Source organism: Microcoleus sp. N3A4, from assembly GCF_036701805.1.
GTDB lineage: Bacteria > Cyanobacteriota > Cyanobacteriia > Cyanobacteriales > Microcoleaceae > Microcoleus.
In genome coordinates, this window is sequence record NZ_JAUBRJ010000117.1 from 1 (window position 1) to 13,336 (window position 13,336).

At 42.0% G+C, this 13,336-nt stretch carries 10 protein-coding genes and 3 pseudogenes; 7 read left to right on the forward strand and 6 right to left on the reverse strand.

Features of this window, described 5'->3' with window-relative positions; genetic code table 11:
- From QUA56_RS34850 to QUA56_RS34870, 5 genes are all read left to right on the forward strand, one after another.
- Positions 1-236 (forward strand): hypothetical protein (locus QUA56_RS34850; protein ID WP_333368096.1); only part of this gene is annotated, 236 nt, incomplete at its 5' end.
- A gap of 78 nt (positions 237-314) precedes the next feature.
- Positions 315-650 (forward strand): zinc-binding dehydrogenase, encoded by a 336-nt coding sequence (locus QUA56_RS34855; protein ID WP_333368099.1) that lies wholly within the window; start codon positions 315-317, stop codon positions 648-650.
- A gap of 336 nt (positions 651-986) precedes the next feature.
- Complete coding sequence (locus tag QUA56_RS34860) at positions 987-1,781, forward strand: cupin-like domain-containing protein (protein WP_333368119.1); 795 nt, start codon at positions 987-989, stop codon at positions 1,779-1,781.
- Positions 1,782-1,827: 46 nt separating this feature from the next.
- Positions 1,828-2,634 carry a pyrroline-5-carboxylate reductase gene (gene proC / locus QUA56_RS34865; protein ID WP_333368102.1) on the forward strand — a complete coding sequence of 269 codons (807 nt, stop codon included), beginning with the start codon at positions 1,828-1,830 and terminating at the stop codon, positions 2,632-2,634.
- 89 nt (positions 2,635-2,723) lie between these two features.
- Positions 2,724-4,715: an ATP-binding cassette domain-containing protein gene (locus QUA56_RS34870; RefSeq protein WP_333368105.1), complete on the forward strand. Its 1,992-nt coding sequence runs from the start codon at positions 2,724-2,726 to the stop codon at positions 4,713-4,715.
- 334 nt (positions 4,716-5,049) lie between these two features.
- Here the strand turns inward: QUA56_RS34870 and proC (QUA56_RS34875) are convergent, their stop codons facing one another.
- The 5 genes and pseudogenes from proC (QUA56_RS34875) to QUA56_RS34895 form a co-directional block, all read right to left on the reverse strand.
- Positions 5,050-5,913 carry a pyrroline-5-carboxylate reductase gene (gene proC, locus QUA56_RS34875; protein ID WP_333368108.1) on the reverse strand — a complete coding sequence of 288 codons (864 nt, stop codon included), beginning with the start codon at positions 5,911-5,913 and terminating at the stop codon, positions 5,050-5,052.
- A gap of 31 nt (positions 5,914-5,944) precedes the next feature.
- The gene (locus QUA56_RS34880) at positions 5,945-7,051 is read right to left on the reverse strand and encodes a zinc-binding dehydrogenase (protein WP_333368111.1); all 1,107 of its coding nucleotides are present in this window, start codon (positions 7,049-7,051) and stop codon (positions 5,945-5,947) included.
- A 42-nt stretch (positions 7,052-7,093) separates the two neighbouring features.
- Positions 7,094-7,888, reverse strand: a complete 795-nt coding sequence (locus QUA56_RS34885; protein WP_333368113.1) for a 2OG-Fe(II)-dependent halogenase WelO5 family protein — start codon at positions 7,886-7,888, stop codon at positions 7,094-7,096.
- Between the two features lie 342 nt (positions 7,889-8,230).
- Positions 8,231-9,614: pseudogene (locus QUA56_RS34890) on the reverse strand (IS5 family transposase); the annotation flags it as partial.
- Between the two features lie 60 nt (positions 9,615-9,674).
- Positions 9,675-10,397 carry an IS1 family transposase gene (locus tag QUA56_RS34895; protein ID WP_333237073.1) on the reverse strand — a complete coding sequence of 241 codons (723 nt, stop codon included), beginning with the start codon at positions 10,395-10,397 and terminating at the stop codon, positions 9,675-9,677.
- 214 nt (positions 10,398-10,611) lie between these two features.
- Between QUA56_RS34895 and QUA56_RS37035 the strand changes: the two are divergent.
- Positions 10,612-10,719, forward strand: a pseudogene (locus QUA56_RS37035) (Tn3 family transposase); the annotation flags it as partial.
- Positions 10,720-11,420: 701 nt separating this feature from the next.
- Here the strand turns inward: QUA56_RS37035 and QUA56_RS34900 are convergent.
- The gene (locus QUA56_RS34900; RefSeq protein WP_333368116.1) at positions 11,421-11,618 is read right to left on the reverse strand and encodes a hypothetical protein; all 198 of its coding nucleotides are present in this window, start codon (positions 11,616-11,618) and stop codon (positions 11,421-11,423) included.
- A gap of 1,094 nt (positions 11,619-12,712) precedes the next feature.
- Here QUA56_RS34900 and QUA56_RS34905 point away from each other — a divergent pair.
- A pseudogene (locus QUA56_RS34905) lies at positions 12,713-13,273 on the forward strand (reverse transcriptase N-terminal domain-containing protein); the annotation flags it as partial.
- Positions 13,274-13,336 lie beyond the last annotated feature (63 nt).

The following is a 13,336-nucleotide window of genomic DNA, read 5'->3' on the forward strand; positions in this document are numbered from 1 at the left end:
TTAGCAGGCATTCACTTTGTCTGAATATCATTATGTTATATTATACCACTATGCGTTTTAAATGCACAACAGCTTATTGTCTAGTAGCCAAAGCATCCACTCGCTGTCCCCAACGCAAAGTTTATGGTGTCACTTACTCAGCCAAAGATGGGTTACTGGGTGGTTGGTCTGAATTCATTTACCTCAAACCAGGGGTTAAAGTTCTTACATTACCCGAAGAAGTTTCACCAAAATAATTTATTGCTGGGGGATGTGCTTTACCAACTGCACTACACGCTATCGATCGAGCGCAGATTCAAATTGGTGATGTTGTTGTGGTACAGGGTTGCGGGCCTGTGGGTTTGAGTGTGGCAATTCTCGCTTTGCTCTCAGGTGCGGGCAAAGTAATTGTCATTGATAAATTTGAGAGCCGATTAGCAGTTGCAAAATCATTCGATGTAGACGAAACCCTTGCAATTAAAGCTGACGCTCCACAACAACACATTGAGCGGGCTTTGGAATTGACAAACGGATACGATGCTGATATAACTATTGAAGCAACAGACGTTCCCAATGCTGTCAAAGAAGGCGGCTCTTCCGTACTTGAAGTGATAATAAAATGTAATGAATGCTTTGGAAAGCCTGTCATACAAGCGTTATACCTTTCGTAGAGGTACAAAATCTAACTTATTAGTTTTAGACCCTTGAGTTTCGCTGTGTTCAAGCCAATCGGCAAATTGATTAGCAAAATTTATCACACTAAGTACGGGAGAGCCATCTTTAAATACTTTCATTACCAATAAAGCTGAGGAGTATCTATGAATATCACTGTAGAAAATAAATTTAATCAAACTTCAGTTGGTCAAATTGAACGTATTCATAAACCTACGCCAGAGGACTTTAAACACATAGGAATGAAAAATAAATAACTTGCACAATTCAACCCCAGAAGCCTTGATCCAAGGTAAACTATTGCTCTATTAGTCACCTTATTTATTTTTCATTCCATAGCGCTCTCTTATAAACATCCTGTCATCTTTACTGGGATAGTAGCTGAATGGAAAGCATTTTCTTTATGGTCATTGGATTATTTGAATAGTGCTTTAGCTAACAAAGAAATCAATGCTCGCGTTTCTGACAATAAAATATTTACCTTCGATCCAGAAGTTGGATTAACTTACCCTACCAAAAAAATGAAGTTTACTGACTTCACAGATTGGATTGTGCAGAAGAAAAAAGATGACCAATACTATTACCTTCAGCAATATCCAATGCAGACTACCTTCCCTGAACTATTTCCAGATATTGCAATTCCAGATATTATTGATAAAAACTTATCTCTCGATACCGCTCGTTGGATGGGTATTCCAGAGATGGAAATTCCAGAATTTATTGATAAGTACTTATCTTTGAATACTATTTGCTGGATGAGTACTAATGGCAATATTACCCAATTACATCACGATCCAGTAGAAAGTGTGTTATGTCAAGTGCGTGGTCGAAAGCGAATCTTATTGTTTGAACCAAAACAAAGTTCTTTTCTATATCCTTTCCCTAAAAATTCAAAAATCCCATTCCTGAGTCAATTAAATATTGACCAACCCGACATTGATAAATTCCCTAAATTTATCAATGCAAAATATATAGAGTGTCTCCTAGAACCAGGTGAAATACTTTTTTTTCCCTCCTTTTGGTGGCATCAAGTTTACTCTCTCGATGATCTCAATGTTTCTGTGAGTTTCGTTTGGAATGCAAAATTTAAAAAGTTTTTTAGACGAAAGGTTTTTAAAGAAAACAAATAAATTAAAAAATCTTAGTTTTTATCGATGAAATAGGTGTATTGGGTTTATGTTGGGAGATTTAAAAATTGCCTTTATCGGCGGTGGCACAATGGGCGAAATGATAATTAGTAGATTGTTATCAACAAAAACTGTTGAAAAATCTGAGCTAATTATTGTCAGCGATCCGGTTTCTGCGCGATGCCTTTATTTAGAAAAAGAATATGGAGTACGTACTACAACCTGCAATATAGAAGCGGTTCTTGGCGCATCCATCGTGATATTGGCAGTGAAACCGCAGGTTTTGGTAGAGGTGATGGCTATGCTAAAGGATAAAATTTCATCTGATGCTTTAGTAATTAGTATTGTGAGTGGAGCGAGTGTTTCATCTCTGTGCCAAGGGTTGAATCATCCTGCTGTTGTTCGTACAATGCCGAATATTGCAGTACAAGTTGGTCATGGGACTACGGTGTGGAGCGCATCATCAAGTGTGACAGAAATACAGCGATCGCATACTCAAGCCATTTTACAAGCATTAGGCAAGGAATTTGCTACCCAAAATGAACATTACCTTGATATGGCAACGGCATTGAGTAGCGCCGGGACTGGGTTTATATTTTTGTACATTGAAGCGATGATGGATGCTGGGGTTCAGATGAGTTCAACTCGGACACAAGCCCAAGAACTAACATTGCATACGATTGCTGGTAGTATAGAACTTATGTTTCAGACTGACGAACATCCAGCAGTCTTACGAAACAAAGTGACAAGTCCTGGGGGAGTGACTGCTGCTGGTCTTTACGAGTTAGAAAAAAGTGGTATGCGAACTGTCATCTCTAATGCAGTGCTTGCTGCTTTGAACCGCACTCAAGAATAAGGTAATATGAGTTGAAAAATTAGTGCTAATTATTTAACACCAAAAAGTATTAAATCTAATTCTAAAATATTTCAGTTTATCTCTAAAATATGCAAACTCAAGTTGTTCAAACTAAACCCTCAACAAATGTTTTTTCAGATTTTATTCAATTCTGGAAAGATGTAAAAGCTATCGCCGGTCCTTACTGGTATCCAACAAAGCCAGGAGAAAGAGCTTTTTCAGATGTAATTCGCGCCTGGGGAATGCTTATTCTCCTAATATTGCTAATATTGGCTCTCGTAGCTGCAACTACTTATAATAGTTTTATTCATCGTTATTTAATCGATGTCATAATTCAAGAAAAAGATTATTCCAAATTTACTTATACTCTAGCAATTTACGCTGTTGGACTTGTCTTGATAACACTTTTAACAGGCTTTACTAAATTTATTAGGAAGCAAATTTCTATTGATTGGTATCAATGGCTTAATAATTTTATTTTAAATAAATATTTGAATGGTCGTGCTTATTATAAAATCAATTTTAAAGCTGATATTGATAACCCCGATCAACGTTTATCTCAAGAAATTGAACCGATAACCAGTAGTGCGCTCAGTTTTTCAGCTACTTTACTAGAAAAAGCACTAGAAATGATAACTTTTTTAATAGTTGTCTGGACAATTTCCCAACAGATAGCTCTTGCTCTGCTGATCTATACAATTATAGGAAACTTTATTGCTGTTTACTTAAATCAAGAATTAATCAAGATTAATCAAGCAGAAATTGAATCTAAAGCTGATTATAGTTATTGTCTAACTCATGTCCGCAATCACGCTGAGTCAATAGCCTTTTTTCAAGGAGAAAAACAAGAGCTGAATATAATTCAACGCCGATTTAGTATTCTCATAAAAAATATTAAAGAAAAGATTAATTGGGAGAGAAATCAGGCAATTTTTAACAGAGGATATCGGGGTACTATCGAATTTCTCACGCTCTTAGTACTCGCACCTTTATTTATTAGAGGTGAAATTGATTTCGGACAAATTGGACAAGCTACTACAGCTTGCTATATGTTTGCCGGTGCTTTGGAAGAATTAATAGCTGAATTTGGCGTTTCTGGGCGATTTTCTAGTTATGTTCAGCGTTTATCTGATTTTTCAGATGCTTTAGAAGCAGTGGCAAAACAACCTGAGAACGTCGGTACTATTAAAACAATAGAAGAGAATTATTTTGCTTTTGAGAACGTCACTTTACAAACGCCAAACTATGAACAGGTAATCGTCGAAAACTTGTCACTAGCTGTTCAGCCAGGAGAAGGTTTATTGATTGTTGGGCCAAGTGGTCGAGGTAAAAGTTCTATGTTGAGGGCGATCGCTGGCTTATGGAATGCGGGAACTGGTCGTTTGGTGCGACCTCCTCTAAAAGAAGTCTTATTTTTACCCCAACGTCCTTATATAATTCTGGGAACTTTGCGTGAACAGTTGCTTTATCCTAAAACTAATCGTCAATTGACCGACGCAGAACTCGAAGAAGTTTTGCAACAAGTAAACCTACAAAACTTGCTAAGTCGAGTTGAAGGTTTTGATACTGAAGTTCCTTGGGAGAATATATTGTCCTTGGGAGAACAACAACGCCTGGCTTTCGCACGCCTGTTGGTGACTAATCCAAGGTTCACTATATTAGATGAAGCAACAAGTGCCTTAGATTTGAAGAATGAAGGAAACTTATACCAACAATTACAAGAGACGAAAACAACGTTTATTAGTGTTGGACATCGAGAAAGTTTATTTAATTATCATCAATGGGTTCTAGAACTTTCACAAGATTCTAGTTGGCAACTTTTGACTGTGCAGGATTATCGAAATCAAAAAATAATAAATATTTCAAGCACGCCTAATAATGATTTGCAAAGCCAATCACAAATATTGACGGGAACAATCACAAGTCAAGGGCTTTCTCATAAGAAAATAAGTGAATTAACTAACTATTCCATTAGCACTATCAGAAGTAAGGCAAGTAAAGGAGGTTCTATCACTACTAGGGACGGTTTGACATACCGCTATGACAAGAATCCAAGTATGTTGAAATGGCTGAGGGTTTAGCGGTTAGACAATTTTAGTTCAGGGGCGCTTGTCGCCCCCTGAACTATATTAGGGGTACAGCCGAGATACTTGCAAAATAGGACATGATATTAAGAAACGTAACAAATAAGTTCCTACGTACCTTTCGAGGAAGCTTGCAAGCACAAAAGCATCCTAAATTAGCTGACTATTCAACCAAGTTTGAGAAGGCAGAGTATTGGTTATACTCTGCCTTCGTACAGACACAAAAAGCGGAAATCTTTTACTGCCAAGTATTTCAGGCTTTGCTACTTCAAGTCATTTTGTCTTGTATTTACAAAACTTTACGTCATGTCCTATTTTGCGCGTATCTCGGCTATACCCCTATTACAGTTGAGGATGGACGCTGAGGAAAGAAACTTTCATTCAGATGACTTAACTTTTGAGTGCACTCGAAGGCCGCGTAAACTGCATCACACAGGGTTGTCCGCAGTCCACCTTTTTCTAACTCGTAAAGACCCGCAGCCGTGACTCCTCCGGGACTCGTGACTCGGTTGCGTAACACCGTTGGATGCTCATTGGTCTGACGCATCAATTCTACACTGCCCGCAATCGTTTGCAACGTCAGGGTTTGGGCTTGGGTGCGGCTCAAACCCATTTGAACCCCCGCATCAATCATCGCTTCAATAAACAGAAACACAAATCCAGGGCCCGCACCGCTCAGCGCCGTTGCCAGATCGACCTCCTGTTCGTTCGGCACAGCCATCTCCTCCCCTAAGGCTTGGAGAATCCTCCGGGTATCAGAACGCTGTGTATCGGTCACCTCCGGCGATGCCGTCCAGACGGTCATGCTCATCCCCACTTGAGCCGGGGTGTTCGGCATAACACGGACAATCGGTGCATGGCTCAATCCTTGACTAATAGATTGGATGGTCGCTCCAGCCACAATACTCATCACTAAAGCATCAGGGTCAATTTGGCGGTTAAGCGTTGGCATGAGCGCTCCTAATATTTGCGGCTTTACGCTCAAAACGACAATCGCCGCTCCCTGAATGGCTTCGGTATTGCTGCTAGTGGTTCGCACACCATAGGTTTTTTCGATGTAGAAGCGACGACTTTCAAGAGGATCGCTCGCGATAATCTGATGGGCTGTTACGACCTCTTTAGCGAGCAATCCACCGATCATTGCCTCGCCCATGATGCCGCTGCCAATGAATGCAATTTGTCTATCCCCTAGCATATATCTTATTCCCCTGCCAACAACTTTTCGATTAAGACGGATTGGGCTGGATCGCTGCTTTCAAAACCAATCCCCGCTCTACGTCTGCCAGTGCTTGATTAATTTCCTCAAGTGTATAAAATCGGCTGATGATTTGTTCCCAAGCAATTGTTTGTTGATGAGCGCGATCGCGTTTGAGCAACTGGAGCATTCTGTAAAAGTGACTGAAATCAATGCCCCATGTCCCTCGAATCTCGATGTGTTTCAGGTTAATTTCCAGATGGGGATTGATCAGGATTTCACCGGTATTGGTGTAGTGCCCCACCACGACATAGCGACCACCATCTCTGGTCATCTCAATGCCCTCTTTGAACGCAACGGGAACTCCCGTCGCTTCGATTGTCACATCTGCGCCACGACCCTTGGTTAATTCCAAAACCCGCTCAATGTGCTGCCGTGGTGCTTGCTCGTCAATGGCGATCGCATCATCCACACCGAACGATCGAGCCGCTGTTAAACGACTTTCATACTTGTCGATCGCAATTACCCGACCGGCCCCTGATAGCAAAGCTAAGATTGCTATACTCAACCCCACTGGACCACACCCTTGCACCGCCACAACATCGCCAATTTGAATCTTCGCGCGATCGATAGCGTGTAACGCAGTCGGCAATGCACATCCACCAGCAATGAATCGTTCCGGTGTCACCCCTTCAGGAAGCGTCAGAATTTTAACTCCTGGCTTCAGGTAGATTATTTGAGACCAACCACCGAGTAAACCCTCATTTGCTGAGTACGTAACCCCATAGACTTTACGCTGCGGACACCGAGTAGATGCCTTCGCAACGAGACAATACCAGCAGTTATTGCAGGTTTCGTTGACATCCAGAAACGTGATAATCGAACCCGGTTGGATAGGCTGTCCATCAATATCGAGAACACTTCCGCCCAGATCAACTACGCGACCAACGGAGAAATGCCCCGGAATGATTGGATAGGGAACGCCCCCAAGATGCCCCCGCAGTAAATGCACATCGGTGCCGCAAACCTCAGAGTAAAGCGTCTGCATAACAATCCCACCTTTTTCAAGTACAGGATCGGGCAGTTGTCGCAATTCAACTGGCTGGTTAGGGGCAATCATAACAGCCGCTAATGGCATTGGATCTTCTCCGCAATATCTAACAGAATTAACCTTGGAACATCAAGACCAGAAAATGATCTCACCATTAGGGAGGAGCCCTAGTGCAGAGGTAAACGTCACGCGATGCCCTTCAATTGGCTCAACGGTGTGATAGTTTCGAGTATTAAAGATGAACACCTCTCCCACTTGGGGCTGAAAGCCGATCCTGCTTGCACCAGCAACCACCGCATCGTCATATCCATAGGAATCGAGTTTATATTTCTCGTCGTCGGGATGCCACTGGCGATCGTAAATGGAGGTTTTACCAGGATTGCTAGAAGACACCTGAAGATACAAATTCCAGGAGAGTTGAGCAACTACCGCTCCGACCTCCCATTCTCGCTGCTCAGAGGGCGCATAATCAATGTGTAACTGCGTACCCCGCTCAATTTTCCGAGTCAATCCGGCATGATAATTACCATATAAGGATTCTGAGGCGATTCTCACTGTTGCACCCGTATGATTTTTGAGCATTCCCATCAGACGCTGCAAGGGATTGAAGGAGGCACAAGTGATGTGATGCTGCTTTTTGCCCGCTTGGTCTACTGCTTGGAAGTAATCCGCTTTGCCAATGCTGTTGTACTCGAAGACAGTAATCCCAATGCGCTCAATCTTCGGAGTGACATCCTTGTAGGCGTCAAAACCCAGCAAGTTGGCTTGAGCAACCAATGCATCACACTCCTGTAAGGTTGCAAATTGCCGAATGCGGATGAGAGGAATTTTATTTTCAAAGAGTTTCTGTAAAGATACCGCAAAAAGCGGGCACTCATCTGTTGTTTCCCACACCGCTGAATTAATCTGGTTATCAACAACCACTCACGATTCTCCTCATACAAAGATCAACTGATTGATATGGAAGGCTTAGATGTGCTTACACAGATGTGTCAGGCCTCCAGGGTTTCACCTTCTTGGTTCTTCTTATAAATTACATCAGGAAGTTCCATTCCAATTCAATCACATCAGGAAGCTCATGTTCAATAACTCGCAAGCGGTAGTAGCAGGTGTATAGACAGGCCATTGAAAGGTGTTGAGACTAAATCGTTTTGAGGTTGCCAGAGCTAATGCAGATGATTGTCTTGCTGTCAATACGTAAGTCCTGAGCAATACGTGTAAGTAGGGTTTGCTGAATAATCGATCGCAAACTAAGAACAGGAGCGATCAATATCTGAAAGCTTGGTTAAATATAAGTTTTTTCTGTAGCGAGTCCCCCCATTTATAATTGGGGATTATCTTCAACCCAAAAACAGGTGTTCTTTTTCCAAATAGACATAAAAACACACAAAAAACCCGACGCCACCAGGTAGCAAGGTTCATGACCAAAAAAGTAATTGCAATAACTGTACCAGATGTATTATCAAGTTTTGCCATCACTCGATTGAGACCGAATCTTCGTTTCAGCAAGCCCCAAACTTGCCCTCAATTGCATTTCTAATCCTCTCATCTTCTAACGCTTGCTTCTTTTTTGATTTACTCACATTTGCTCTTGGTCTTCCTAATGGCGGCCCACTGAGCCTAATGCCTTTTTCTTTACACCATGCTCGGTTTTCTCTTGTACGATAAATGCGATCTGCATGAACGGACTCTGGATAATACCCTGTGAATCTATAATAAGCTTCTACTTGTGCTTTGAAGTCCCCTGATTCGTCGTTAAAATTATCCCAGCTCATCCGGTCTAAAAACACATATCCTTCAAAACGACTGGCTGATAGTTTAGCTCCAAACTCTACGCTTTTCCCTGCTTTTCCTCTGACTATGGGATGAATATGGGGTTGACTTAAACTTACTATTCTATCCTCAATACTCTGTTTATTGTTGTCAAATAACCACTGTTGTTGGCGAAGGACTTCTGTGAGAAATAGCAAGGTTTTATATTGCTTTTTATTCAAAGCTTCTAGGGTCGCGCCTAAATTGATTAGCTGTTCAATATGAGCTAGATTTTTTTTGATGTACTGAAGTTGTTTTTTAATTGCCTGTCTTCTTTTGTTGCGGGTAGGTCGTCTTTGTTTGGCTACTGCTAAGTAGTCTTTTCTGGCCTTGTTACGGTAGGTTCTTGGTTTTTTATGGTTTTTTTCTTTGATTTGTTTATACAGGATGTCTAGGATTTTTTCTGTATGAACTCGGGCTTTATTTAATAGTCCTAAGTCCGTCGGATAACTAATATCGGCTGGGGCGCAGGTTGCATCTACGATCAACTTACCGCGATTGGGTGACTCATTTTTGGCGTCCGAATCCTTTTTTTTTCGGGTTTGATTGGCGTGATTTCTTGCATTTTTTCAACCATGCGTTCGTTCACTTTATTAATGAGGTTGGGACTAATTCGTTGCCGAAAATGTACTAATAGTGATGGGTCAAATGGTAGTTCATTACTGTAGCTTGATAGACCGATAAAGTATTGCAGATAGGGGTTTTCCCGGATCTGTTCGACGGTTTCGCGATAGCTAATTCCCAGCTTTTCTTTGATAATTAACGCCCCCAATGCCATCCGAAAGGATTTGGCTGGTGCGCCCTTTTCTGTGGGGAAGTTTTCAGCATATTCTGATTCGGTAGTCCCCTGAAGGAAAGGATCGAGAGAATAAAACTGAATTCAAAGAAAAGTAGGCATTTAGAGTTGTAAACTAGCATTGTAATGATGTACGAAGCGCCAAATTGCAGCAATATGATTTTCTAATTTTTTAGAGAAGGCTAAGCTCTTTCTTACCAGTCGAGAAACTCTTTGTCGAATAGTACAGTTGAAGCGCTCGATATAGCTAGTCAAACCACTGTCTTTATCTACACTTTGATGACGTTTGCTTGGCAATACAGAATCATAAGCACTCCAATGGTCTGTATAAATTACTGCACATTGACGGTACACTGGTGGTATTGAATTCCATAAAGATTGAGCCGATACTGCGCTACGATCTCCAATATGTACACCAACAATTTCCCTAGTCTCGGCATCCAATGCCAGCCAGACCCACTGCTGATTCCCTTTACTATCAACGAATGACCATAACTCATCCATCTGAACATTCAAGCGCTTTTTTTCCTTGGGAGTCACCTCTACTTGCTTCTTAACAGCAGCCGCTTGGCTATTGACATATCGCTGCACTGTATCTTCTGACACTTGCAGTACCCGAGCAATCCCCGCTTGAGAAATACGTTCAAGTAACATCCGTGACATTAATTCTTTTTGTTCTTTTGTAATAGGTTTCCATGCCGGATTTAAAACAAATTGACGGCCACATTCTCGACATTTATAGTTTTGTTTACCATGTCGAGTTTGACCGTTCCGACTAACTTCTTTTGAGCCACAATTAGGACAATGGGGAATCTCTATTGTCATATCACACTATGGTAAACACTTCTCTCTAATAGTAACTTACTCGATCCTTTCCTTCAGGGCACTACCACTAATGCGTGCAGATATAAAAATAATCCATTCCCTATGAATATTGAGCATACTGCTTACCCGCAGTTAAAACCTGATTGATATGGAATCAGTTCCGACGGAGCGAGTCGAGCGGGAAGCCCAAATGCATCAATAAGAGCGGTAAGGTATGGGACAGGCACTGCGAACTATGTTTTTGTTGGAATATATTAGCGATCGCTCTTTACACCTAGAGATTACTGCCTGTACGAATAAGGTGGAGAATTATAACCCCTATTGATAGCTGTAAACCGACCGACTGCTGTAAACCGAGTCAGGCGGTAAATTTTTATCCGACTGTCACTGTCAAGCTCGCTCGGACAACAACTGTTTAGCCGATTGCTTCATCGCGAGTCCGACAACAGCAATTTATGCGACTGTCAAGGCTGACATAACGGCTGCTACGCTGCCAAATTTTTCGCACTTGCTCAACTTGATTTTTAATTCAATTTAGATAACGGCTACTGTGTTGCCAATTTTCTCACACTTGCTCAACTTGATTTTTAATTCAATTCCGATGCCGGAACTTGACTATTAAATCAATTCAGTCTTTGTTAAAAACGCTAAAAAATTAGCTAATTGTTGGGTCAGCTAAAGTCAGGCAAGTGCAGTATAAAGTCAGGCGTTTGCAGTATAAAATCAGGCGGAAAGCAGGTATTTGCAGGGGCTGCACTCTACCTGCAAATGCCTGTAAATATCCTGCAAATGCCTGCAATTTTATGCCAAATTACTGCTTTTTTGTGCTGTTCGTGTCTTGATCTGTTGGGACTGGTTATGGCTGTTCTTTGTTAGTAGCAAGCAATGTTTTTGTCCGTACAAAGCTTTATTTATTACTTTTAAAGAAAAACGATGCACCCTTATGAATGGGGCATCCTAGATGTCAAGGCGATCGCGCTCTTGCTGGCTATCGGACGAACGATTCCCTCGCCATCATCGACATCAGCCGGCTGCTTCGCTTGCAAACAGGATAGCGGGCGCGTGATCGCGTCGGGCATTCGCCACCAATGCCGAACTGCACCAACTGGCTTGTGTCGTGCCCGGCAACGCTCCTTCGTAAAGGCGGCTGTCCTGTACACCAACAGGCTCGCTCCTGACTTCAAGAGCGACTGGCAGGAGCACAGTTCTATCCTTGTCCAAACTGCCCCATCAAACTTTCTTGCCTTGGCTGTTGTCGTGTGCGATCGCTAACTCCAACTTCCAACAGTTCTCATCGCAGTCTAGCAAAAACCCCTAATTTGCAAAGAGTGCTCATTTTTACCCCCTATAACGTCTATTTGACATGGCTTGCTATGCGACTAGCGCACTAACTACGAGGATTGAGGAGGATTCAGAAGGGTCTAAATTACCAAAAATCGCGTCAAAAGCAACAATTCTTTACAAAATATGACAAGTATTTATACTGATTGTGACCGAAAAAGTAGGAATTACGAGGTGTAACGAGTAATAACTGTGCTGGTTTCTCCTCTTTTTTCCTCCCAAATTTTAGCTAAAAATTGTGAATGAGTAAGTGCGATTTTCCTGCATTGTTTTGGTCAAAGTGTACTTGGATTGATAGAATCAATGGGGAGCCAGTGGTAGCGAGTTGCAGGCTGATTCGGATAGTGCGATTCGTTTAACCTAAAGTAAGCTGAAAGGCTTACGGGACGGTTAGCCCAGTTGATTAAACTGGTGATAACTGATTACATTTGAAGGTGCACCGCCGTGCGGTTAGTCCTTCCCTCCAAGTGCAGGAGTGAAAGCATATCCCCTAATTTATTAGGTAGCAACTAATAGGTTAAAGCGGAGATAAAAGGCGGAACTATCGGGAGTCAACCCAGGTAAAACGTCGAGCAAGAGTCCATGTGTAGCGAAAGCAAAGATGTGTTTGAACCATCGTCATCAGCAATGGTGTAAAAGACTGAATTAAGAATAAACCCGCTGAGAGAGAACGGTAAAGACTTGATAAACACCAAGCCAAAAGGCAAGGATAGGGCATAAGCGGATTATCTGCCGACTTATAAGCACCGCCCATAAAACCCGGTGGAAAGCATCGCACTAAAGACTCAAACAAATGTGTAATCGGAACGAAGTAACCCCTAGCCATTTCTGGAGAGGTCGAAATCCAGTAAGTAGCTAAACGAATAATCGCTAGGGACGGGATGGTATCAAAAGCGAATGCTCTACTGTAATGGTAGAGATATGCTGACAGATACCCGATAATTCCAAAGGAATACAAACGAGTAACAATATATATGTCTAATACACTGAACAATCAGATGGTGGAATGGAAAGATATCAACTGGCGAAAGCTGGACAGGGTAACTTTCAAGTTGCAAAAGAGAATATTCCAAGCGAGTTTAAGGGGCGACGTTAAAGCAGTTCGCAAACTTCAAAAGACCCTGATTAGGTCATGGTCTGCTAAGTGTCTCGCGGTACGTAGAATTACCCAAGATAACCAAGGAAAGAATACCGCCGGGGTTGATGGGGTAAAATCCCTTAGCCCAATTCAGCGGGTAAAATTGGGTAAACGGTTGAGAGTTACCGGGAAATCGAAACCCACTAGACGGGTTATGATTCCTAAGCCCGGTAGCGACGAAAAGCGACCTCTGGGAATACCCACAATGGAAGACCGCGCACTACAGGCGCTAGTAAAATCAGCGCTTGAGCCAGAATGGGAGGCAAAATTCACAAAGGATGAGCCTAACTCCTATGGCTTCAGACCAGGGCGCTCATGTCACGATGCGATAGGGGCAATATTTGACAGTATCAAACAAAAGGCAAAATATGTCTTGGATGCTGATAAGCTGTTGTGCATTTAAAACGCATAGTGGTATAATATAACATAATGATATTCAGACAAAGTGAATGCCTGCTAA